The sequence below is a fragment of the Lentzea sp. genome, assembly GCF_036380075.1.
In the GTDB taxonomy this organism is placed as follows: Bacteria; Actinomycetota; Actinomycetes; order Mycobacteriales; family Pseudonocardiaceae; genus Lentzea.
Window position 1 is genome coordinate 1 of the sequence record NZ_DASVFL010000391.1, and the last position, 22,087, is coordinate 22,087.

The 22,087-nt window shown below is 69.3% G+C and carries 20 protein-coding genes and 1 pseudogene; 9 read left to right on the forward strand and 12 right to left on the reverse strand.

All coding sequences use genetic code 11. The features are described 5' to 3' along the window. From VF330_RS40635 to VF330_RS40650, 4 genes are all read right to left on the reverse strand, one after another. On the reverse strand, positions 1-627 hold a 627-nt coding region (locus tag VF330_RS40635; protein WP_330857088.1), incomplete at its 3' end, for a family 1 glycosylhydrolase. A 23-nt stretch (positions 628-650) separates the two neighbouring features. After that, on the reverse strand, positions 651-1,538 hold the full coding sequence (locus VF330_RS40640; RefSeq protein ID WP_330857089.1) for a carbohydrate ABC transporter permease: 888 nt from the start codon (positions 1,536-1,538) through the stop codon (positions 651-653). A 7-nt stretch (positions 1,539-1,545) separates the two neighbouring features. Beyond that, positions 1,546-2,472: a sugar ABC transporter permease gene (locus tag VF330_RS40645; RefSeq protein ID WP_330857090.1), complete on the reverse strand. Its 927-nt coding sequence runs from the start codon at positions 2,470-2,472 to the stop codon at positions 1,546-1,548. Positions 2,473-2,490: 18 nt separating this feature from the next. Beyond that, positions 2,491-3,747 carry an extracellular solute-binding protein gene (locus tag VF330_RS40650; RefSeq protein WP_330857091.1) on the reverse strand — a complete coding sequence of 419 codons (1,257 nt, stop codon included), beginning with the start codon at positions 3,745-3,747 and terminating at the stop codon, positions 2,491-2,493. Between the two features lie 233 nt (positions 3,748-3,980). On the opposite strand from VF330_RS40650, the gene VF330_RS40655 reads away from it, so the two are divergent. Then, positions 3,981-5,012 carry a LacI family DNA-binding transcriptional regulator gene (locus tag VF330_RS40655; RefSeq protein ID WP_330857092.1) on the forward strand — a complete coding sequence of 344 codons (1,032 nt, stop codon included), beginning with the start codon at positions 3,981-3,983 and terminating at the stop codon, positions 5,010-5,012. A gap of 39 nt (positions 5,013-5,051) precedes the next feature. Here the strand turns inward: VF330_RS40655 and VF330_RS40660 are convergent, their stop codons facing one another. Continuing rightward, on the reverse strand, positions 5,052-6,416 hold the full coding sequence (locus tag VF330_RS40660; RefSeq protein ID WP_330857093.1) for an alpha-amylase family protein: 1,365 nt from the start codon (positions 6,414-6,416) through the stop codon (positions 5,052-5,054). Positions 6,417-6,656: 240 nt separating this feature from the next. On the opposite strand from VF330_RS40660, the gene VF330_RS40665 reads away from it, so the two are divergent. Both VF330_RS40665 and VF330_RS40670 read left to right on the forward strand, forming a co-directional pair. Beyond that, on the forward strand, positions 6,657-7,892 hold the full coding sequence (locus VF330_RS40665; protein ID WP_330857094.1) for a PHB depolymerase family esterase: 1,236 nt from the start codon (positions 6,657-6,659) through the stop codon (positions 7,890-7,892). A gap of 87 nt (positions 7,893-7,979) precedes the next feature. After that, entirely contained in the window at positions 7,980-9,065 is a 1,086-nt protein-coding gene (locus tag VF330_RS40670) for a serine hydrolase domain-containing protein (protein ID WP_330857095.1), read from the forward strand. On the opposite strand, the gene VF330_RS40675 is transcribed toward VF330_RS40670, so the two are convergent. Further along, a complete protein-coding gene (locus VF330_RS40675) occupies positions 9,049-9,201 on the reverse strand; it encodes a helix-turn-helix domain-containing protein (RefSeq protein ID WP_330857096.1) in 153 nt (50 codons plus the stop codon). The two genes, VF330_RS40670 and VF330_RS40675, sit on opposite strands and share 17 nt — an antisense overlap. Beyond that, positions 9,198-9,425, reverse strand: a complete 228-nt coding sequence (locus VF330_RS40680) for a hypothetical protein (protein WP_330857128.1) — start codon at positions 9,423-9,425, stop codon at positions 9,198-9,200. The genes VF330_RS40675 and VF330_RS40680 overlap by 4 nt, the downstream gene beginning before the upstream one ends. Between VF330_RS40680 and VF330_RS40685 the strand changes: the two are divergent. The 5 genes and pseudogenes from VF330_RS40685 to VF330_RS40705 all read left to right on the forward strand — a co-directional run. Next, positions 9,417-9,981: pseudogene (locus VF330_RS40685) on the forward strand (zinc-binding dehydrogenase); the annotation flags it as partial. The gene VF330_RS40680 and the pseudogene VF330_RS40685 sit on opposite strands and share 9 nt — an antisense overlap. A gap of 616 nt (positions 9,982-10,597) precedes the next feature. Then, positions 10,598-12,961 carry a nitrate- and nitrite sensing domain-containing protein gene (locus tag VF330_RS40690; protein ID WP_330857097.1) on the forward strand — a complete coding sequence of 788 codons (2,364 nt, stop codon included), beginning with the start codon at positions 10,598-10,600 and terminating at the stop codon, positions 12,959-12,961. Positions 12,962-13,002: 41 nt separating this feature from the next. Beyond that, positions 13,003-13,440, forward strand: a complete 438-nt coding sequence (locus tag VF330_RS40695; protein ID WP_330857098.1) for a roadblock/LC7 domain-containing protein — start codon at positions 13,003-13,005, stop codon at positions 13,438-13,440. Beyond that, the gene (locus tag VF330_RS40700; protein WP_330857099.1) at positions 13,437-13,817 is read left to right on the forward strand and encodes a DUF742 domain-containing protein; all 381 of its coding nucleotides are present in this window, start codon (positions 13,437-13,439) and stop codon (positions 13,815-13,817) included. The genes VF330_RS40695 and VF330_RS40700 overlap by 4 nt, the downstream gene beginning before the upstream one ends. Continuing rightward, positions 13,798-14,394: a GTP-binding protein gene (locus VF330_RS40705; protein ID WP_330857100.1), complete on the forward strand. Its 597-nt coding sequence runs from the start codon at positions 13,798-13,800 to the stop codon at positions 14,392-14,394. Before VF330_RS40700 ends, VF330_RS40705 begins: the two co-directional genes overlap by 20 nt. Positions 14,395-14,440: 46 nt before the next feature. On the opposite strand, the gene VF330_RS40710 is transcribed toward VF330_RS40705, so the two are convergent. The 5 genes from VF330_RS40710 to VF330_RS40730 all read right to left on the reverse strand — a co-directional run bounded on the left by VF330_RS40710 (position 14,441) and on the right by VF330_RS40730 (position 20,399). Next, positions 14,441-15,805 (reverse strand): tryptophanase, encoded by a 1,365-nt coding sequence (locus tag VF330_RS40710; protein WP_330857101.1) that lies wholly within the window; start codon positions 15,803-15,805, stop codon positions 14,441-14,443. A 33-nt stretch (positions 15,806-15,838) separates the two neighbouring features. Next, positions 15,839-17,059, reverse strand: coding sequence for a tryptophan dimethylallyltransferase family protein (locus tag VF330_RS40715; RefSeq protein WP_330857102.1), 1,221 nt, complete (start codon positions 17,057-17,059; stop codon positions 15,839-15,841). A 252-nt stretch (positions 17,060-17,311) separates the two neighbouring features. Continuing rightward, a complete protein-coding gene (locus tag VF330_RS40720; RefSeq protein WP_330857103.1) occupies positions 17,312-18,247 on the reverse strand; it encodes a lysyl oxidase family protein in 936 nt (311 codons plus the stop codon). After that, entirely contained in the window at positions 18,244-19,578 is a 1,335-nt protein-coding gene (locus VF330_RS40725) for an NAD(P)/FAD-dependent oxidoreductase (RefSeq protein ID WP_330857104.1), read from the reverse strand. Before VF330_RS40725 ends, VF330_RS40720 begins: the two co-directional genes overlap by 4 nt. Next, on the reverse strand, positions 19,578-20,399 hold the full coding sequence (locus VF330_RS40730) for a glycosyltransferase (protein ID WP_330857105.1): 822 nt from the start codon (positions 20,397-20,399) through the stop codon (positions 19,578-19,580). Before VF330_RS40730 ends, VF330_RS40725 begins: the two co-directional genes overlap by 1 nt. Before the next feature lie 236 nt (positions 20,400-20,635). Between VF330_RS40730 and VF330_RS40735 the strand changes: the two genes are divergently transcribed. Beyond that, a complete protein-coding gene (locus VF330_RS40735; RefSeq protein WP_330857106.1) occupies positions 20,636-22,078 on the forward strand; it encodes a sugar transferase in 1,443 nt (480 codons plus the stop codon). Positions 22,079-22,087 lie beyond the last annotated feature (9 nt).

A 22,087-nucleotide genomic window follows, 5' to 3' on the forward strand; every position in this document is an offset into this window, starting at 1 on the left:
GCCGTTGGCGCGCATGGACTGCACGGCGAGGCCGTGGCCCAGCAGCAGGTGGTGCGCCGCCGCCAGCGAGCCGTGCCCCTCGCGTGCGCCGGGGGCGTGCCGGCCCTCGCCGTAGCCCACGACCGCCGAGCAGTACGGCTCGTTCAGCGTGGTCCACTTCGTGACGACGTCCGAGAGCGCCTCGTGGACGGTCGCGGAGTAGTCGGCGAACCAGCCGGCGGTGTCGCGGTTGCGCCAGCCGCCCTGGTCCTCCAGCGCCTGCGGCAGGTCCCAGTGGTAGAGCGTGATGAACGGCTCGACCCCGTTGTCCAGCAACGACTCCACGAGCCGCCGGTAGAAGTCGAGGCCGCGCTGCTCGACCCGGCCGCGGCCCTCCGGCAGGATCCGCGACCACGAGACGGAGAAGCGGTACGCGTCGACACCCAGGTCGACGAGCAGCCGCACGTCCTGCTTCCAGAGGTGGTAGTGGTCGGCGGCCACCTCGCCCGTGTCGCCGTTCGCGACCGCGCCGGGCACGGCCGAGAAGGTGTCCCAGATGGACGGACCGCGGCCGTCGAGGCGCGCCGCTCCCTCGATCTGGTAGGCCGAGGTCGCCACGCCCCAGCGGAAGCCGGCGGGAAAGCTCACAACAGTCTCCTCAGGCAGGGGTCTCAGCCCTTGACGGCGCCGGACATGATGCCGCCGACGATCTGGCGGCCGAACAACAGGAACACGAGCAGCACGGGGACCGTGCCGATCGTCGCGGCGGTCAGCACCAGCGTGTAGTCGGTGGTGTAGCCGCTGGCCAGGGTGGACAGGGCGGTCTGCACCGTCGGGTTCTCCGGCACCAGCACGACGAGCGGCCAGAAGAAGTCGTTCCACGCCTGCATGAACGTGAACAACCCCAGCACCGCCGCCGCCGGCCGCGCCGCGGGCAGCGCCACGTGCCAGAACAGCCGCAGGGAGTGGCAGCCGTCCATCCGGCCGGCCTCGAGCAGCTCGTCCGGGATGGCCCGCTCGAAGTACTGCCGCATGAAGAACACGCCGAACGCGGTCACCAGGCCCGGGACGATCACCGCGTGGATCTCGCCGGCCCAGCCGAACTCGCTCATCATCATGTACAGCGGGATGATGCCGAGCTCGGTCGGGATGGCCTGCGTGCCGATGACGAGCAGCAGCAACACGTTGCGGCCGCGGAACTTCATCTTGGCGAACGCGAACCCGGCCAGCGTCGAGAACAGCACCACCGACACGGTCACCGTGCCCGAGACGACGATCGAGTTCATCAGCGCCAGCGCGAAGTCCGTGGTGTCGAAGACGCGCGCGATGTTCTCGAACAGGTGCCCGCCCGGCACGAGGACCGGCGGCACGCTGTCGATCGCGTCCGGTGTCTGCGACGACACCACGAACGACCAGTACACGGGGAACGCCGATCCGGCCAGCACCGCGATCAGCGCGGCGTAGGTCCACGGCCCGGCGGCGCGCCGGACGAGCCGGCGCGCCTTCGTCACCGGACCCGCGGGACGCACCGGTGCGGGAGGATCCAGCACTGCGGTCATGGTGTCCTCACTCCGTCTGGATCCGTTTGGTCACCAGGTACCCGAGTCCGGCGACGAGGACCGTGGCGATCGCGAGCACGACGGCGATCGCCGAGCTGTAGCCGAAGTCGTACTTGGTGAAGCCCTGTTCGTAGAGGTAGAGCGCGGCCGTCTGGAACTGCCGGTCCGAGCCGCCGGTCGCGGCCGCCGCGCCGGGGTTGAACAGCAGCGGCTCGGCGAGCAGCCGCATGTTCCCGGTGGTCGCGATGATCGTCGTGAAGATGATCTGCGGCCGCAGCAGCGGGACGGTGATCCGCCAGAACTGCTGCCAGCCGCTCGCGCCGTCCAGCGTGGCCGCCTCGTACAGGCTGGGCGAGATGGCCTGCATCGACGCCAGGAAGATCAGCGCGTGGTAGCCGGTCCAGCGCCACACCACCATCACGGCGATCGCGACGTGCGAGGACGCCGTGCCGGCCTGCCAGTCGATCTGCCCGGCGCCGAACAGCTCCAGCACCCAGTTGACCAGGCCGAAGTCCCGGCCGAACAGCTGCGCGAAGATGATCGTCACCGCGGCGACCGACGTGATGTTCGGCAGGATCACGCCCATCCGGAACAGCGTGCGGGTGCGCACCTTGCGGTTGAGCAGCGCCGCGACACCCAGCGCGAACAGGATCTGCGGCACCGTCGTGAGCAGCCACAGGCTGAGCGTGTTGCCCATGGCGTTCCAGAAGTACGGGTCCGCGAACAGCGCCGCGTAGTTGTCGAACCAGACCAGGTGGGCGGCGCTCTCGTCGAGCAGGTTGCGTTCCTGCAGCGACACCCAGATGGTGAAGAGCAGGGGGAACAGCCCGAAGACACCGAAAATCAGGAAGTACGGCGCCACGTACGCGTAGGGCGCGAACTTCGTGTCCCAGCGGTGCCTCCTGGCCGCCCTGTCCAGGACTGGTGGGTCCATCACGACCATGTCAGCGCGTCACTTCTGGACGTCGCCGACGAACTGGCGCCACGAGTCCTCGCCGTTCTGCTTGCCCTGCTCGACGCGCTGCATCGCGTTGCCGATCGCCGTCTGGATGTCGCCGGCCTTCGGGCCCTGGTACTGCGGGTTCAGCTTCTTGGCCGCGTCGGTGAAGAGCTTGCCGATCGGCGCGTCGTTGAAGTACGGGTTCTTGAAGTCGACGATCGACGGGTCCTCGTACAGCTTCGGGATCGACGGCAGCAGCCCGGCGCTCTTGAACACCTTCGCCTGCTGCTCGGGCGCGGTCAGCCACGCCGCCAGCTCCACGGCCTTGTCGACGTTCTTGCCCGACTTCGGCACCGTCAGGTACGAGCCGCCCCAGTTGCCGCCACCGCCGGGGACGGAGGTGACGTCCCACTTGCCCGCCGCCTCGGGACCGGACTGGTCCTTGATCTTGGCCATCTGCCACGCCGGGCAGGTCACCGTCGCGAACTGGCCCTGCTTGAACCCGGTGTTCCAGACGGGCGTGGAGTAGAGCAGCTTCGACGAGAGACCCGAGTTGACGCCGTCGACCACGAGGTCCCAGGCCGCCTTGACCTCCTTGTTGTCGCCCACGACGATCTTGTCGGACTTGTCGTAGTAGCCGACCGACGCCTGGCCGACGATCGCGTTGAGCACCGTCGGGCCGCCGTCGAACCACTTCACGCCGTCGGGCGCCTTCTCCTGGAACTTCTTGCCGGCGTTCATGAAGTCCTGCCAGGTCGGCCACAGCGCGGCGACCTGGTCGCGGTCGGCGGGCAGCCCGGCGTTCTGCAGCAGGTCGCGGCGGTAGCAGATGGCGAGGCCGCCGACGTCGGTGCCGTAGCCGATCTGCTTGCCGTCCTTGCTCAGCGACCCCTCCCACTTCCACGGCAGCCAGCGCTCCTTGAGCTGGTCACCGCCCTTGGTGTTGAGGTCGACGAACTTGTCCGGCGTCGCCTTGAACTGGTTGATGTAGCCGGTGTCGACCGCCTCGATGTCCGCGGCACCGCTGTTGGTGGCGAGGTGCGCCGCGAGGTTCTTGTGGTGGTCGGAGTAGGACGCGGTGCGGTCGGTGATCTCGACGTCCGGGTGCGCGGCCGCGTACTCCTTGAGCAGCTCGGCGTACCCGAAGTTGCCGAACAAGCCGATGGACAGCTTGGTCTTCCCGCCGGAAGCGGTGTCACTGCCGCAACCGCTGAGCACCACGGCGGTCGCCAGCACGGCGCAGCCGAGGGCGAGTGCTTTCGGGCGCATTCAAGGGCCTCCGTCGTTTTTTGGGCGCGTTCCAGCCCAACAGGTGGTTCTTCGAGCGGGGTGCCGGCGTCGCTGAGAATCGCCGGACGAAGATGTGTGGCGCCTATGACAACGGGGTTACGTGGTGGACGTCAAGTAACGAGATGATAAACAGATCAACTTCCGCAACCGTTTGACTAGGAGAAGTGCAGCTCCTACGGTGATGTAACCGCTTACGGTGAAACGGAGGCCAGATGGCGACCGGGCGTGAGATCGCCCAGCTCTGCGGCGTTTCCGTCGCGACGGTGTCACGTGTCTTCAACCAGCCGGAAACGGTGAACGGGGAAACGCGTGAACGCGTCCTGCGGGTCGCGAAGGAGCTGGACTACCGGCCCAACGAGGCCGCACGCGCCTTGTCGACGAAGCAGTCCACGATGATCGGACTGGTCTGGGACACCGACCACCGCAGGCCGGGCTGGCGGCACCCGTACCTCCAGGACCTGCTGATCGGGCTGAAGTCCGCACTCAGCGCGCACGGCTACCACCTGCTGATGCTCGCGACCAGCGGCGACGCCCGCGAGGTCGGCGCGTCGCTCGCGGACCCGGTCGGCTACGTGAACATGACCCGCCGCCACCACCTCGGCGGGCTGGTCCTCATCGACAGCGGATCGGACGCGGAGGCGTTCGGGTCCTTCGCCCATTCCGGAGTTCCGTGCGTCGCGCTGGACGTCGTGGTCGACGGTCCCCGCGCCACCTACGTCACGTCGGACAACGCGGGCGGCGCCCGTGACGCGGTCCGGCACCTGATGTCGCTGGGGCACACGAAGATCGCCACGATCACCGGTCCGCTGGGCAACCAGCCGTCGGACGCGCGGGTCGCGGGCTATCGCAAGGCCCTGCGGGACGCGGGCATCCCGGAGCGCTTCGACTACGTCGAGACGGGCGACTTCTACCGGGCGAGCGGAACCGCTGCCATGAAACGACTGCTGGCGCTGGACGAGCCGCCGACCGCGGTGTTCGCGGCCAGCGACGAGATGGCGGTCGGCGCGCTGCTCGCGGCCCGTGCCGCCGGGCTGCGGGTGCCGGACGACCTGGCGCTCGTCGGGTTCGACGACATCGAGGTCGCGTCCGTGGTCGAGCCGGCGCTGACCACCGTGGCCCAGGACAAGCCCGGGTTCGGGGTGGCGGCCGCCAAGGCGATCATGGCGATGGTCACCGGCGCCGGGCCGGAAGGTCCTGTCGTGCTGCCGACCCGGCTGGTGGTCAGGGAGTCCTGCGGAGCCTGATCGGGCCCGCCTGCCGCCGCGGCGGGCCCGATCACCCTTTCAGCCCCGCGCGTTGACGTGCAGGGCGAGCGCGACGCCGCCGCCCAGCGTCGCGGTGAACCTGCCGGAGGAGTCGACGGTCACGCGCGCGCAGCCGTTCTCCTGGACGTTGCAGTAGGTTCCCGCGGGCAGCGCCGTCTGGAACGTCCGCGTCACGGCGAAGGTCTCGCGGTTGATCGCCACGAAACCCTTGTTGCCGCGCCCGAACGCGATCGCGTCGTAGCCGTTGTCCCACCAGTTGTTCACGTCGGTGCCGGCGACGGTGTTGCGGAACGCCACCATGTTCGCGATCTGCGTCCACGCGTGCTGGCACTTCCAGCCGCTGTAGCAGACCGAGTTTCCGGGCGGGCCCGCGTCCTTGTCGCTGAACTCGTACCCGGAGTAGACCTGCGGCGCGCCGTAGTTCCAGGCGAGCATGAACACGTTCGCGAGCGTGTAGGTCGAGTTGTCCTTGTAGGTCAACGTCGAGCCGTTGCGCTCGGTGTCCCAGTTGTCCACGAACGGCCGTGCCTGACCGCTGGGCAGGAAGCCCCACGACTGGCCGAACGTGCGCAGGTACGCCAGGTTCTCGTTGGTGAAGATCCGCTTGAGGTCGTAGGCGTAGCGGAACTCGTCCACGTCACCGGAACCCGTGTACTCGCCGGGCTGCACCGCCTCGCCCGCGCCGTAGATGACCTCGTGCACCCAGAAGACGTTCGGGTTGGTCAGCCGCGACTTGATGGCGGACAGGTCGGCGGCGGCGATGTGCTTGGCCGCGTCGACCCGGAAGCCGTCGACGCCCATGCCGATCAGCCGGTTCAGGTAGCCGGCGATCGCACCGCGCACGTAGTCGCTGCCGGTGTCCAGGTCGGACAGTCCGACGAGCTCGCAGTTCTGGACGTTGGAGCGGTCCTGGTAGTTGCTGATCTGCGAGCGGCACGAGTGGAAGTCCCAGTCGCTGTACACGCCGGGGTAGTTGTACTTGGAGTAGCCGGTGCCGCCGGTGCCGGTGCCCGATCCCGCGCTCATGTGGTTGATCACCGCGTCGGCGATCACCTTCACGCCCGCGTTGTGGCACGTGGAGACCATGTTCCGGAACGCGGTCTCGTCGCCGAGGCGCCCCGCTATCCGGTAGCTGACGGGCTGGTAGGAGGTCCACCACTGTGGACCCTGGATGTGCTCGGTGGCGGGCGAGACCTCCACGTACCCGTAGCCCTTGGGGCCCAGGACGGTGGTGCACTCCGAGGCCACGCGCGAGAACGGCCATTGGAACAGGGTGACTGTGACGTCCTTGTTGCCCGGAGGTGCCGCAAAACCTTGCACCGGTGCGATCAGCGCCAGGGCCAGCGCTGTCGTGAGCAGGACGCGAAAAGCCGAGGAAACCACGTTGTCTCCTTGCTGCAGGGGTTCACCCCAGGTCGTACCAGCCGGTGGGCGGGACCGGGAAGGGGTGCAAGAAGTTTCGCGGCGAATTGGTCCGCGCGCACTATATGGGCCCTCGTCCCGTCCGGCAATGGTGCTGCGCGACGTCCGGCGGCGGTGCGGCGTGGTGCTCGCCCACGTGGTGCCGCGCCACCGCGTGCTTCTAGCCTCGGTGCTCCTGCCTGCAACGACGGAGGCGAGCTCATGCGATTGAGGAACGTGTTCCTGGCACTCGGCGCGGCCACCGGGCTGGCCGCCGCATCCCTGTCGATCTCGCTCGCGGCGGTTCCCGCGCCGCAACCCGGCTCTCTCGCCAGGTACGACATCACCGGCACGTACGTCAGCGGTCTGTCGTCCGGCGGCTTCATGGCGAACCAGCTCCACGTCGCCTACTCGGGCCTGTTCCAGGGCGCGGGCATCTTCTCCGCCGGCCCCTACGACTGCGCCCAGAACAACCTCAGCACGGCGCTTTCCGCCTGCATGGACACCGTGCTGCCGCGCAAGACCCCGGCCGAGCTCGAAGCCCTGACGCGGACCCGTGCCTCCGCCGGTTCGGTGGACTCACCGCAGAACCTCTCGGGCGACCCCGTGTGGCTGTTCCACGGCACCGCGGACCAGACGGTCGACGCCGCCGTGAACAACGACCTCGCCACCTACTACCGCGACTTCGGCGCACGGGTCGTCTACAACAACTCGTCGGCCTCCGGGCACGCCTGGGTCAGTCCTATCGGACCGAACGCCTGCGGGGCGACTTCTTCGCCGTACGTCAACAAGTGCGGCACCACCGACCCCGTGCGGGAGATGCTCGGGCACCTGTTCGGTTCGGTGACCACGGCCGCGTCCTCGCTGACCGGCAAGCTGGTGCAGTTCGACCAGAACACCTACGTGCCGGGCGGCAACGCCTCCGCGGTGAGCATGGGCCGGGAGGGCTTCGCCTACGTGCCGCGGGCCTGCGACACCGGGCCCTGCAAGCTGATGGTGACGCTGCACGGGTGCTACCAGTACTTCGGGCTGGTCGGCAACGCGTTGATGGACAAGGCCTACCTCAACGAGTACGCCGACACCAACAACATGATCGTGCTCTACCCGCAGGCCACGACGTCCGGCTCGAACCCGCGCGGCTGCTGGGACTGGTGGGGCTACCAGTCGGCGCAGTACGCGGTGAAGAGCGGGCCGCAGATGGCCGCGGTGGTGAACATGGTCCGGGCTCTGAGCGGCGGGGGAGGGCCGACCACCACCACCACCACCACCACGACGACCACTCAGCCGGTGCCGGAGTGCGTCACGGCTTCCAACTACGCGCACACGGTCGCCGGTCGTGCCTACGCGAACCTCGGGCAGACCTACGCGTTGGGGTCGAACCAGGCGCTCGGGTTGTGGAACACGTTCACGACGAGCGGCATCCGGCAGACGTCCGCGAACTACTGGGTGAAGTGCTGACAGCGGTCGGGCCTGGTGCTGGCCCCACCCCGAGCGCGGGGGCTGACCACATGGTTCAGCCCCCGCCCTCGCGGGACTGTGGCGATCATGAGAACTCTCCTCGTCGCGGCCCTCGTCGCCACGACTCCCTTACCCGCGCTGAACCCCCAGGCCCTCCACGCGGCCATCTCCGACCTGGACCACCCGGCGGCCACGTCCGCGCAGCTCAGGGTCTCCGGCGACGCGGGCCGCTGGTACGGCACGGCGGGAACGGCCGACCTGCGCCGGCCGGTCCGCCCCGGCGACAGGTTCCGGATCGGCAGCGTCACGAAGGTGTTCGTCGCCACGGTCACCCTGCAGCTGGCGCACGAACGCAGGATCGACCTCGGTCAGACCGTCCAGCACTACCTGCCCGGCGTCCTGCCGCCCAGCCTGGAGCCGATCACCGTCGAGCAGCTGCTCAACCACACCAGCGGCATCCCGAACGAGGTCGAGATGCCCGATCTCAGCACGCCGGAGAAGGTCCTCGACCACCGCTACGACCGGTGGGCGCCAGGGGAACGCGCGCGGCACATCCCCGACACCCCGGCCAAGTTCGCGCCCGGCACGCGGCAGGAGTACCGCGGGATCAACTACGTGCTCGCCGCCATGCTGGTCGAGGAGGTCACCGGCCACGACTACGGCCGGGAGGTCGAGAAGCGGATCCTGCGCCCGCTGCACCTCACCGACACGTACGTGCCCGGCCGCAACGAGACCGCGCTCCGCGGCGCGCACGTGCACGGGTACCTCGACGTGCCGGGGCGGGGGCTGGTCGACGTCAGCGACATCAACACGTCGAGGTCCTACGGCGAGGGCGACATGGTGTCGACGACCGGCGACCTCACCGCGTTCACCAAGGCGCTGTTCAGCGGTCAACTGCTGCCGAAAGCCCTGCTGGACAGGATGTTCACCCTGCCGGACGTGTCCATGCCGGACGGACGGCCCGCCGCGTACGGCGCCGGCCTGCAGACGTTCACGATCAACGGCGTCACGGTGTGGGGCAAGACGGGCGAGCAGTACGGGTACAACGCGGGACTGTTCTCCACCAGGGACCAGCAGCGGCGCATCGCCTACTCGTTCACGCCGACGGCCCGTGACGAGGCGCAGCAGCAGATGACCCTGAGGATCGCCAACGCCGTCACGAGCGCGGGTTGATGCCGTACTGCGCCATCTTGCGGTAGATCGTCGTGCGGCCGATGCCCAGCTCGGCGGACGCCCTGGCGATCGTCGCGCCCGGCGCGGTCAGGCAACGCACGATCTCGTCGCGTTCGAGCGCCTGGAGGCGGCTCAACCGGCGGCCGCCGAGGTGAACGTGACCTCGCGGCCCCGGTCGCGGTGCGCGAAGGAGTGGGCCGGCGGCAGGACGTCGTCCGGGCGGTGGCGCAGGGCGGGGGCCTCGACGACCACGCAGGTGTCGTCCTTACCGAGCTCCGGGGTCCACAGCCGCAGCCAGCCGTCGACCTCGTCGGGGGAGGGTGGCCGGGCGTTGAGCAGGCGTTCGCGGGGGCCTACCACGCGGCGGCCAAGACGGCGCGCAGGCTGCGGCCGGGGGAACCGGTGCGTGGTCATCGGCGCCGGTGGCCCGGGACACATCGGCGTGCAGGTCCTGAAAGCACTGACCGCCGCCGAGGTCATTGTGGTCGATCGCAATCCCGACGCGGTGGCGCTCGCTTCTTCAATCGGCGCCGACCACGGCGTCGTCGCGGACGGATCGCACATTTCATCGGTTCTCGATCTAACTGGTGGTCACGGCGCGGAAACCGTCATTGATTTCGTCGGAGAGGGAGGGGCCACTCGGGACGGTGTGGCCGTGTTGCGGCGGGCCGGCGACTACCACGTCGTCGGATATGGCGAGAACATCGACGTGCCCGCGATCGACATCATCTCGGCGGAGATCAACCTGATCGGCAACCTCGTGGGGTCCTGCAACGACCTCTGCGAGCTGATGGTGCTGGCAGCGCAGGGGAGGGTCGCGCTGCACACGCGGAAGTACCCGCTGGACAGGTTCCGGGACGCGATCGACGACCTGGACGCCGGCCGGGTGCGGGGGCGCGCGCTCCTCACGCCCTGACGAAAGTGGACTCCCCGGCCCGATCTCCTCGGCAGCCGGCCCGTAACCGGGGCCGGCTGCCGTCGTTGTTCCGGGAGGAGCCGTCCACGGGACGGGCGGACTCGCGTGGTAGAACGTTCCGGAGGTGAACCCTCAAGATCGTCGCCGGTGGGCCCGCAGCCGTGGCGTTGATCACCATCGAGGAATGACCCGCTCCACCACGTCCGCTCCCGGCAGTCGGGACGCCGTCGCTTTTCCGAGCCCCCGGTGACGGAAAGCAACGACCGGTCGCACCCCGTCCTGCTCGGAGCGCTTTGGCGTGCCCTTGTCAAGGTCTCGGTGCAATAGTTGCTACGTTTCTGGTGTTCACTTCGATAAACACCGCTCACGCGCCCCTACCTGGGAAAGCGCCTTCCTGTCCCGTCGCGCAGGACTCAACTCGGGAACGGGGGTGTTGCACAGAGCATCTGACTGAGTACTCTGCTCACACCCCCTCAAGATCATCGCTGTTGATCATGCTCATCGAGCGGTGCTATCTTTCCGTCGCCAATTCGGGTGGTCGTGGAGCGTTGTGAAGCTGAAGAACGTGCCGGACACGAATTACAAGACAATTCGTTCTCGGCTCACTGGTGTCGTGGTGGTTCCCAGCATCGTCCTCTTGGTGATGTGGGCGCTGTTCTCGTCCTACACGGTGTTCGAGGGGCTGTACCTCCAGCTGGTCGCCGCCGGCGCGCGTGACGCGTCGATTCCCGCCGTGCAGTCGTTCGCGTCGTTGCAGAAGGAACGCGAGCTGACCATGACGAGCCTGAGCAAGCCGGGTGCGGGGACGACCGCGCTGCTCAAGCAGCAGCAGGAGACCGACGCGGACGTCGACTCGATGAAGAAGGCGTTCGCCGAGCTCGCGTCCCAGGCGCCGCAGGAGGTGGTCGACAAGATCAACAAGCTCAACGCGGTCCTCGACCAGCTGCCGGAGCAGCGCGAGCGCGTCGAGTCGGGCACGGCGCTCAAGCCCGAGATCTACCGGTACTACAACAGCGTGCTCGACGCCGGCGCCTCGCTGTTCAGCACCCAGGCCCGCATCGTGCCGGACGCCGAGACGGTGCAGGGCGCGCTCGTCGGCTTCCAGTACTTCCTGGCCAACGACGCGATGTCGCGGTCCAGCTCGCTCGCCGCCGCCGCGGTGGCCGCGGGCAGGTTCACGCCGGAGGAGCACCGCGAGTTCGTCACCCTCGTCGGCGGGTACCGCTCGTACCTGACCTCGACCGAGCCCGACTCGCTGCCGAACGTGCGCGACCACTACAAGGAGATCGTCAGCAGCGCCCAGTGGCAGCAGCTGGTGAACCTCGAGAACCGCCTGCTCCAGAACGCGGAACGGCCCATCGGCAACTCCGTCACCCTCGCCGACTGGGAGTCCGCCAGCCGCTCGGTGTCGGCCGAGCTGACCACGCTGGTGCAGGAGCAGACGACCGGCGCCGTGAACATCGCCATGGCCAACGGCGAGAGCAAGTTCACCCAGGTGCTGATCGGCTCGCTGATCGCCCTCGTCGCGGTGATCATCGGGATCTTCCTGGCCGTGCGCATCTCCAGCCGCCTGGTCAACAAGGCGTTGATCGTCCGCCTCACGAACCTGAAGAGCGACTCCCTCAAGCTCGCCCACGAGCGGCTGCCCAACATCGTCGAGCGGCTGCGCGACGGCAAGCACGTCGACGTGGCGGCCGAGGTCCCCGCGCTCGACTACGGCAACGACGAGATCGGCCAGGTGGCCGACGCGTTCAACGCCGCGCAGTACACCGCGGTCGCCGCGGCGGTGAAGGAGAGCCAGACGCGCGAGGGCGTGAACCGGGTCTTCCTCGACATCGCCCGCCGCAACCAGGGTCTCGTGCACCGCCAGCTCAAGATCCTCGACAAGCTGGAGCGCGAGGAGGAGAACCCCGACCACCTCGACGCGTTCTTCCAGCTCGACCACCTCGCCACGCGCGCCCGCCGCAACGCCGAGAACCTGATCATCCTCACCGGTGAGCAGCCCGGCAGGCAGTGGCGCAAGCCCGTCCGCATGCTCGACGTCGTGCGCGCGGCGGTCGCGGAGACCGAGCAGTACGCCCGCGTCAAGGTGAACCCGGTGCCCGAGGTGGCGCTGGTCGGCGCCGCCGTCGCGGACGCGATCCACCTGATCGCCGAGCTCGTCGACAACGCGACGTCGTTCTCCTCGCCGCGCTCGCAGGTCGAGGTGCACAGCAGCGAGGTGCCGCAGGGCCTCGTCATCGAGATCGAGGACCACGGTCTCGGCATCAAGGCGGAGGACCGCGAGCAGCACAACGAGATGCTGGCAGCGCCGCCCGACTTCGAGGCGATGCGGCTGCGCGGCGAGTCCCGCCTGGGCCTGTTCGTCGTCGCCCGGCTGGCCGCCCGCCGCGGCGTCCACGTGGAGCTGCGCGACTGCCCGTCCGGCGGCACCATCGCGCTCGTGCTCATCCCGTCCGACCTGATCGTCGGCGAGGCCGGTGCCGCGGACCCCACCGAGGCCACGCAGATGCCGAAGCCGACGTTCCGGCAGCAGACGCTCCAGCAGGCCTCGCACCCGACGCTGCAGGGCGACCTGGCGCAGGAGGACCCGTCCTCCCGGCCGACCGAGACCTTCGCCCTGGACGAGTTCTGGGCAGAGGCCGGGGTGGGAAAAGGCCGCGGCCCGGTCCACCCGCGGGAACCGGAGCTCAGCGGACGTCTGGAACTGCCGCAGGACGAAGGCCACCAGACCGGGGCGTGGCCGGACGACGACCAGGCGGAAGGCGTTGACACGCGTCAGGACAGCAGGCCGGAGCTGCCGCGCCGGAGGCGGCAGCAGCACCTGGTACCGCAACTGGCCAACGACGAGCTCCGGCCGATGCCCGACCTGGCGGAGGTCAACTCCGAGGAACGGGCGGAACGAACTCGCGACGGCATGTCGGCCTTCCAGCGGGGCACGCGCAACGCCCGCCAGGCGGACGACGTCGTGGAACCGTGAATCTGAACGTGGGACGACTGAACACCGAAAGGGCTACTTCAGTGGACGACAAGACCGGCGGGCACCCCGAGCTCAACTGGCTGCTGGACGACCTCGTCTCCAGAGTGATCGGCGCACGCCACGCCGTGGTTCTCTCCGCGGACGGCCTGCTGCTCGCCCGATCTCCTGAACTGTCCAAGGACGACTCCGACCACCTCTCGGCGATGGCGTCGGCGTTCCAGAGCCTCGCGAGGGGCACCGGACGGCACTTCGGCGGCGGACAGGTCCGGCAGACCATCGTGGAGATGGAGCGCGCTCACCTGTTCGTCACGGCGGCGGGCCAGGGCGCCTGCCTCGCGGTGGTCGGGGACGAGGACGCGGACATGGGCATGATCGCCTACGAGATGAACATGCTGGTCAAGCGGGTGGGCAGCTACCTGTCCTCGGCGCCGAGGACACTGGCCTCGCCGAGGCTCCCCAACGCGCTCGGCCTGTCATGAGCCAGCACTCGGCGGACTGGTGGTACGACGAGGCGGCGGGCCCCCTGGTCCGCCCCTACGCCATGACGAGCGGTCGCACCAGACCCAAGCCGGCCGGTGACGAGCTGACGCTGACGACCCAGGTCCGGGCGCTCCGCACGACCTCGGACCAGGCGTCGCTCCTCGTGGAGCACCTCGAGATCATCAAGCTGTGCCGGAAACCGCTGTCCGTCGCGGAGGTCGCCGCCTACCTGAACGCGCCGCTGGTCGTCGTGAAGGTGCTGCTGAGCGACCTCATCCAGCGCGGTGACGTCATCACGCGCGACCCGTCGCGGACCGCGGTCCCGATGGACCTGAACCTACTCCAGAAGGTGCTCGATGGTGTCCGTGCAATCTGAGGGGCGGCGCGAGGAGCTGCTCGTCCCCTCGTCGGTCAAGATCGTCGTCGCCGGCGGGTTCGGCGTCGGCAAGACCACGATGGTCGGCGCGGTCAGCGAGATCACCCCGCTGCGGACCGAGGAGCTGCTCACCGAGGCCGGCGAGGAGATCGACGACCTCGCCGGTGTCGAGGGCAAGAACACGACGACGGTCGCACTGGACTTCGGGCGCATCACCATCAACCCCGAGCTGGTGCTGTACCTGTTCGGCACGCCGGGCCAGGACCGCTTCTGGTTCATGTGGGACGAGCTGTCCGTCGGCTCGATCGGCGCGGTCGTGCTCGTGGACACCCGCAGGCTCGACGCGGGCTTCGGCGCCATCGACTTCTTCGAGCGCAGGGGCATCCCGTTCGTCGTGGCCGTGAACTGCTTCGAGGGCAGCCACACCTACACGGCGGACGAGATGCGCCAGGCGCTCGACGTCGCGGACACGGTGCCGCTGGTGCTGTGCGACGCCCGCGACCGCGAGTCGTGCAAGGCGGTGCTGGCGCGCGTGATCGAGCACGCGATGAACCGGCTCGACGCGATGGCCGGCTGAGACCTGCGACGGAGCGAGGCCGGGAGAACCGGCCTCGCCGAACGCGTCAGACCTCGCGGACCTGGTCGAGCCTGCACCGGAACGGCCGCAGCATGGCCGGTGCCTCGACGAGCCGGTAGCCGGGCACCTGCGACGGGTTCTTCGCGATGCCGGCGAGCGTCTCCGCCACGTACTCCAGGTGGCTGCGCGTGTAGACGCGGCGTGGAATCGCCAGGCGCACCAGCTCGAACGGCGCCGGCGTGACCAGTTCGCCCGCCTCGTCGATCTCCCCGAGGTAGAGCGAACCCACCTCAGCGCACCGGATTCCTCCTGCCAGGTACAGCTCCGACGCGAGCGCGTGACCGGTGAAGCGGCTCGACGGGATGTGCGGCAACAACCTCGCCGCGTTGAGGTACACGGCGTGCACCCCCGCCGGCCGCACACTGTCCACTCCGGCCTGTCGCGCGCATTCGGCGAGGTAGGCGGTGGACTCGGCCCGCTCCCGCAGGTACAGCGGGTCGGTCACCTCGATCAGGCCCTGCGCGCACATGTCGAGGTCGCGGCCGGAGAGCCCGCCGTAGGTGCGGAACCCCTCGGTGGCGATCAGCAGCAGTTCGCACCGCTTGGCGAGATCCGCGTCGTTGAGGGCGAGCATCCCTCCGATGTGGACGATGCCGTCCTTCTTCAGGCTCAGCACACAGCCGTCGGCCAGCCGGAACGCCAGCTTCGCCACGTCACGTGGACTGCGGCCGAGGTACTTCTCCTCCCGCTGCGTCACGAGCCACGCGTTCTCCGCGAACCGCGCCGCGTCGAGGAAGAACGGCACGCCGTGCTTGCGGCACAACGCGCTCGCCGCCTCCAGGTTCGCCATCGACACCGGCTGCCCGCCGCCGCCGTTGTTGGTGATCGTCATGAGCACCAGGCCGACGTCCTCCGGCCCCGCCAGCACCTCCTCCAACGCGACGAGGTCGATGTCGCCCTTGAACGGCGCGTCGCTGTCGAGGTTCGCGAACGCGGGCGACGGCAGGTCGCGGGCGACGGCACCGACGATCTCCACGTTGGCGCGCGTGGTGTCGAAGTGGGTGTTGCTGACCGAAAGCTGCCCGGGTTGGAGCAACGCGCTGAAGAGGATCCGTTCGGCCGCACGGCCCTGGTGCACCGGGAAGATGTGCTCGTAGCCCGTCAGGTCCTGCGCCACGTCGCGGAAGCGGAACCACGACCGGGCGCCCGCGTAGGTCTCGTCACCGCGCATGCCCGCCGCCTGCTGTTCCGCGGACAGCGCGCCTGTGCCGGAGTCGCTCAGCAGGTCGATCGTCACGTCGTCGGCGGTGAGGTTGAACTGGTTGTAGCCACCGGCGGCGTACACGCGTTCCCGGTACTCGCGGGTGGTGATGGGAATGGGTTCGACGACCTTGATGCGGTACGGCTCCACGACAACGTTGCCTTTCTCCGTGCTGCGGCAGCACTAAACTGACAGAGCGGTGGTGCGCGGAGGTGTCACGTCGTACGCCTCCGAGGACAGGTAGACCGTGACGCCCGGCCGCGGCTTCCCGAGCCGCAGCGACACGTGGGCGATCAGCCCGACGCCCTCGCCCAGCGGCCGCTGGACGATGCTCGTCAGCGCCAGCACGAACGGCTTCGTGTCGAGCCCGCACCGGGTCATCACCGCCAGGACGCGTTCGCACGCCTCCAGGTCGTCCTGCACGTAGTCCCGCACGGGGAGGTAGAGCGAGTAGCCGCTCGGGGTGTCGACGTCGCCGGACAGGAAGGTGTAGCTCGACATCAGCGGCCGCCGGGTGAACGGGCCGGTGCCGCCGCAGGCGAGCTCGACGACGTCCGCCAGCAGGCCGGGGTCGGCGTCCGGCACCGCGGAGGCCGCCCTGACGACGTCCGCCACCACGGCGTCGTCGTGCGACACGTAGGTCTTCACGCGCGCCCGGTCGGAGTCCGCGAGGTCGAGGGCGAAGAACGAGAACCGGTCGAGTCCCTCGCGCCGCAACGCGTGACCGGCGATCGACGGGTAGGCGGCGCTGAGCCCCAGCCGGTCCAGCGCCTCGCGGACGAGGGGGGTCGCGTTCTCCCGGCCGCGTACGTCGGGGTTGAGGTAGACCTTGATCGCGGGGGACGGGCCGGGTCCGACGATCAGCGAGTACCAGAACGCGAACGCGCCCTGCGGGTCCGCGGGCAGGAACAGGTCGCGCACCCGGTCGAGCCGGCCGAGGTCCAGCGCGTGCTCGGTGCTGAACGCCGCGAGCGCGTCGAGCGCGGCGGCGAGGTTCGCCCGGTGGTCCGGCCGCTCGGCGAGCGACTCGACGATCATGCGCACGGTCGGCGGCTCGTTCCGGGCCAAAGCCACCGAGAATTCAACGGGTGTGTGGTCGTCGGCGACGTGGGAAGGCCAATGCGGAACCGCGGAGAGGGGCAGCCCGGAACCGGGACCCAATGCCTGTGCCAGCAGTTTCGACGCGCTTTCCGCGGACCTCGCCAATCCGACGGCGCGCAGCAGGTTGTGGAGTTGTCCGAGGGCGAAATCACGCAATGACACAGCTGGCGCGCTCAAGACGGGGCACTCCTGATCGGCCGGGGAATCAGGTGGGGTCACAATCCTGACGGGGTGGAATGTGAAGTGAATTCTCTCAAGCCACCACACGGGCAGGTCAAGGTCCAACGGGGTAGCGCGGGACACTCTTCGCTGTGATCAACGTTGCACTGCTTGGCCTATTGACAGCCCTGCGGAATCCTGTTTGAGAGTGAAATTGTGTGATTGCGTGCACGTGTGCTATGCGTGATCGCTTTTGGTTTCAAAGAGTGAGGACGGCACCGGGAATGGGACTCGCGAACTCCGGCCCGAATGGTGCCCGGTTGTCCCGGTGCAAATGAAACGGGGTACATCTGCTTTGACAGATGTACCCCGTTCTGTGCCAGGTTGCGGTACCGCTCAGTTCAGCGTCCCCGCACAACGGTCGCGGCCGGGACAGCTGCGGATCAGCCGCACCTCGGGAGCGCCGTCGATCCGGGACGGCGGGGTCACCGCGCCGCCCGGCCACTGCACCGAGATCGCGATCGACGACGCGTTGTTGTCGTAGTTCTTCTCGAGCAGCGCGCGGTCGGAGTTCACGACGTTGACGACGTCGTACACACCGGACGGCACGCGGGTGAGGTCGAGCCACTGGAAGTCGACCTCCTTGCGGTAGTCGTCACCGGAGCCCACGGAGATGCCGAACATCGTGTCCACAGCGGACGGGTCGTGGTGCCCGCACATGTGGCCGTCCAGGCTCCGCGCGAGCTGCCCGGCCGGGCTCTCGTCGGCGGCGGGACGGTGCGGCAGGTCGTCGGGCACCCGGTAGCGGTCGCCGATGCAGAACCCGTTCTTGCGGTCGGTCACGACCACGTCACCACCGGGCGTGCGCAGCTGGAAGTACTCGAAGTGCAGCAGGTGCCAGTGCTCGTGCGTCGGCGCGGGCTCGTAGTAGGCGCTGGACCGGGTGGCGCGACGGGCCTCGGAGTAGCTGCGGGCGATCGATCCGTCCACGCCGGACTGGAGCGCCTGCCGCACCTTCATGGTCTCCACCCCGGTGCCGGCGCGGTGGGCGTGCAGCAGCAACGGGCCGTCGCCGACGTTGTCGATCGCGGTGGTGAACCGGAGGCGGACCGCGCCGATCCGGCCACCGCCGTGCGTGCACTTGCCGCGCGGCTCGGACGCGTCGCGCACCAGGCACACGTCCCAGTCGCGGCACGTGACCGGATCGCCGGAGAACCCGCCGGGACAGCCGACGGGCGCCTGCCGGAGGTCCGGCAGCAGCGGTTCCGGGTCGGCCAGGACCTGCTGGGAGGAGACGAGACTGCTCGCGGTGATCGTCAGTGCTGCGATCACCGCGCCGATTCTGCTGACCATGCGGTGTGCTCCTGTGGCTGAGATTCCTGCGCGTCGCGCAGGAGGAGGTCCGTCACGGAGTTGGAGAGCTCGACGCTCGAGTTCCAGCTCGTGACGTTCGGGTAGACGTGGGCCGTGGTGGCGAGCAGCAGCGGCGTGCCGGGCACCTCGACGGACGGGCGCCGGGTGAGGTATCCCAGCGGGTACACGGGTTCGACGAACGGCGCCTTGAAGACGCGGACCTCGTCGACGTCGTCCGCCGTCAGTCCGGTGTGGACGCCCAGCAGCTGCTCGGTCCAGCGCCGCGCGATGGCGTCCTCGTCCTCCAGGTACAGCGCGGACTCGCGGCCGGTGTAGCGCATGACGTACACGAGGTGCCGGTCGCCGTAGCGCTCGGACCCGGTCAGCGGCGTCATCTCGACGACGCCGTCGAAGTCCGTGCCGGACCGCAGCACCGGCGCCCAGTAGTGCCCGGACAACGGTTTGCGGAGGAAGAACAGCGCGTTGACCACGCCCTGGTACGGCAGCCGCACGTCGGGCAGCAGGCGCGCCAGCTCGTCGTCGGCGATGCTCCTCAGCGCGGGCAGCGGCACGGTGGAGACCGCGCGTTCCGCCTCGACGGTCTCGCCGCCGTCCAGCGTCACGACCACGCGGTCCGGCGTGGTCTCCAGCCGCCGCACGGGGGCCGAGGTGCGGACCTCGCCGCCGCCCGCCTCGATGGACGCGCGCAGGGCGTCGATCACGCTCTTGTAGCCGCCGGCGGGGTAGCCGCGGACGGCCTCGTTGCTCTCCCGGCCGAGCCGCTGCCACACGTACAGCGCGGGCACGTCCGGGAACGCCGAGCCGAACTTGGCGCCGAACATGGGCGCGAGCAGCAGGTTCCAGATCCGGTCGCCGTACAGGCCGCGCAGCCAGTCCTCGGTGCGCATCCGGTCGAGGTCCTTGCCCTCGCCGAGCCGGCGCAGCAGCAGCGACACCACGCCGAACCGGACGCGGTCGGTGAGGCTCAGCGGTGTGAACCGCAGCAGGTCGAGCGCGGAGTTGAACGGGCGCAGGACGCCGTCGACGACCATGCCCATCGTGGTGGGCCGCCAGCCGACGCTCTCCTTGAGCCCCACCTCGTCGAGCAGCGCGAGCAACGCGGCGTCGGTCGGCATCACGCAGTGGTAGAAGCGTTCGACCCACTGGCCGCGCGAGGAGAAGAACGTCCCGAGGCCGCCGAGCTGGTCGCTCGCCTCGAGCAGCGTCACGGGCAGTCCCCCGCGGACGAGCCGGTGCGCGGTGGCGAGGCCGCAGACGCCCCCGCCGATGACGACGACGCGGCCGGGCATCAGAGCTTCTTGAACGGGACGGGCGTGAGCCGGTCACGCGTCAGCAGCAGCAGGTACTGCCGCAGGGTCCTGCCGAGCTTGAGCTTGCTGGCGCCGGGCTTGCGGTCGTACCGCAGCAGCAGCGGGATCTCGGTGACGACGGGCGAGCAGTGCCGCAGCTTCATCAGCAGCTCCACCATGCACGCGAACCCGCGCTCCTCGACCAGCCGCTCGCCCCAGTGCGCGGAGGCGCGGCGCAGCAGGCTCACCCGGTACGCGCGGAAGCCGCTGGAGTAGTCCTGCACACCGTCGACCTTCAGGGCCCTGCCGAGCACGACGGCGGCGCCGCGGGACAGGAAACGGCGGAAGCGCGGTGCGGTCGAGTCGTCGCCGCCTTCGGCGAAGCGCGAGCAGATCACGATGTCGGACCCGGTCGCGATCTCCTCCAGCAGCGCGGGGATCACGCCGGGGTCGTGCGTGTCGTCGGCGTCCATGACGACCACGACGTCCTCCGGCGCGGCATCCGACAGCGCCGCCCGCAGTCCCGACTGGACGGCCTGGCCGAGCCCGAGGTTGACCGGGTGGCGGACCAGCCGGACGTCGAGGCCCCGCACACCGGCCGCGCAGTCGCCCGTGCCGTCGGACGACCCGTCGTCGACCACCCAGACGGTGATCCGGCCGGCGATCTCGACGTCGGCCACGCGCCGCAGCAACCGGGGCAGCGCGGCCGCCTCGTTGTAGGCGGGCAGGACGAGGTGCACGTCGCCGCGGGTGCGGACCGGGTCCTGGACGAGCGTGGCGCCCTCGGCTGAATGCCGGGTGCCGTGTTCGTCGACTCTCACTCAACGCCCCCTCTTCGGTGGCTCGCGGTTGGTGGCGTGAATTATTGACACGACGTGCTAAAGCTTTTGAGGCGCCCCTGGGCGTGTTCAGGGCAGCGGGCACGTCGAAACCTCACCAACCGCATTCGGCGGGACACTGAAGAGGGATATTGATACCCGAAGAGATGATTTTCTCCCGCGCATTCACTCTTTTGCGCAGCCGCGCAGTCAAAACTCCTTCGATCGGATGATCTTTCATGAGTCACATTTCGGCGGACGCCCTCGCGGCCGCACCGCTCCCGTCCCCGCAGGCTGACCCCAGACAGCCGCCCCGGTACGCCGCCCACCCGCACCGCCGGCGCCAGGACCTGCTCAGCCGGGTGAACGCCGTGGCCGTCCTGCTGGTCCTCGTGGACTGCGCGACGCTCGCGTGGGTGTGCCTGGACGGCGGCGTCGGCTGGGGCTGGGGTGGCGCCGTCGCGGCCGCCGTGCTCACGATCAGGGGAGCCTGGCGGCTCTACCGCCGGCGGCTGTGGCTGTCGTGGCTGGAGGACCTGCCGCGGTCCGCCGCGAGCACGGCGCTGGCGTTCGCACTGCTCACCGGCATCGGCCTGGTCGCCGAGGCGCCCGCGGACGACCTGGCCGCCGCGCAGTGGGCGATGGTCGCGTTCGCGCTGGTCGTCGAGCCGGTCAGGTGGTGCGTGTTCTGGTTCGGCCGCTGGTGCCGCCGGCGGTTCGACCGCTGCGACCGCACGATCATCGTCGGCGCGGGCAGCGTCGGCGTGAACCTCGCGAAGACCATGCTCGAGCACCCCCAGTTCGGCCTGCGGCCCGTCGCGTTCGCCGACTCGGGACCCGACCCCGACCGCGAACCGCCCCTGCTGGAGATCGCCGACGGCGACCTGGCCGACGCCATCGTGCGGTACCGGGCGGGCACCGTCGTGGTCGCGTTCTCCCACACCCGCGAGTCGCCGCTGGTCGACGCCGCGATCACCGCCCACCGGATGGGCTGCTCCACGCTCGTCGTGCCCCGCATGTACGAGCTGCACCCCGACGGCCCCGGCATCGAACGGCTGCGCAGCTACCCGCTGATGCGCCTCGGCACGTCGCCGACCAGCAGGCCCACCTGGTGGGTCAAGCGCGCCGCCGACTTCCTGCTGGCCGCGCTCGCCCTGGTGGTGTTGTCGCCGGTCATCGGCCTGTGCGCGCTCGCCGTGCTGGTCGAGAGCGGCCGACCGCTGTTCTTCCGGCAGGTCCGCGTCGGCATGGACGACCGCACGTTCGTCCTCTTCAAGATCCGCAGCGTCCGGCAGTCCGGCGCGGACGACTCGCAGGTCACGTGGTCGGTCGTGGGGGACTCGCGGGTCGGCCCGGTCGGCCGGTTCCTGCGCCGCACGTCGCTCGACGAGCTGCCCCAGCTGTGGAACGTCCTGCGCGGCGACATGAGCATTGTCGGGCCGCGCCCGGAAAGGCCGGGTTTCGTTCGCGAGTTCTCCGCCATTCACGAGCTATATTGGGCGCGTCATCGCGTTCCGACCGGCCTGACGGGGCTCGCTCAGGTGCACGGTTTGCGAGGGGACACCTCGATCGCCGACAGGTCCCGATACGACAACTACTACATCGCGAACTGGTCGTTGTGGCTCGACCTGAGGATTCTACTGATGACTGCGGGTGAGTTGTGTTGTCGGAGAAATCGCTGATACGTCGGT

What these genes read in the sequence shown, in the direction of transcription:
- VF330_RS40640 (WP_330857089.1), bottom strand. Translation starts at nt 1,538, where the DNA reads ATGACCGCAGTGCTGGATCCTCCCGCACCGGTGCGTCCCGCGGGTCCG.
- VF330_RS40645 (WP_330857090.1), bottom strand. Translation starts at nt 2,472, where the DNA reads ATGGACCCACCAGTCCTGGACAGGGCGGCCAGGAGGCACCGCTGGGAC.
- VF330_RS40650 (WP_330857091.1), bottom strand. Translation starts at nt 3,747, where the DNA reads ATGCGCCCGAAAGCACTCGCCCTCGGCTGCGCCGTGCTGGCGACCGCC.
- VF330_RS40655 (WP_330857092.1), top strand. Translation starts at nt 3,981, where the DNA reads ATGGCGACCGGGCGTGAGATCGCCCAGCTCTGCGGCGTTTCCGTCGCG.
- VF330_RS40665 (WP_330857094.1), top strand. Translation starts at nt 6,657, where the DNA reads ATGCGATTGAGGAACGTGTTCCTGGCACTCGGCGCGGCCACCGGGCTG.
- VF330_RS40670 (WP_330857095.1), top strand. Translation starts at nt 7,980, where the DNA reads ATGAGAACTCTCCTCGTCGCGGCCCTCGTCGCCACGACTCCCTTACCC.
- VF330_RS40700 (WP_330857099.1), top strand. Translation starts at nt 13,437, where the DNA reads ATGAGCCAGCACTCGGCGGACTGGTGGTACGACGAGGCGGCGGGCCCC.
- VF330_RS40705 (WP_330857100.1), top strand. Translation starts at nt 13,798, where the DNA reads ATGGTGTCCGTGCAATCTGAGGGGCGGCGCGAGGAGCTGCTCGTCCCC.
- VF330_RS40725 (WP_330857104.1), bottom strand. Translation starts at nt 19,578, where the DNA reads ATGCCCGGCCGCGTCGTCGTCATCGGCGGGGGCGTCTGCGGCCTCGCC.
- VF330_RS40735 (WP_330857106.1), top strand. Translation starts at nt 20,636, where the DNA reads ATGAGTCACATTTCGGCGGACGCCCTCGCGGCCGCACCGCTCCCGTCC.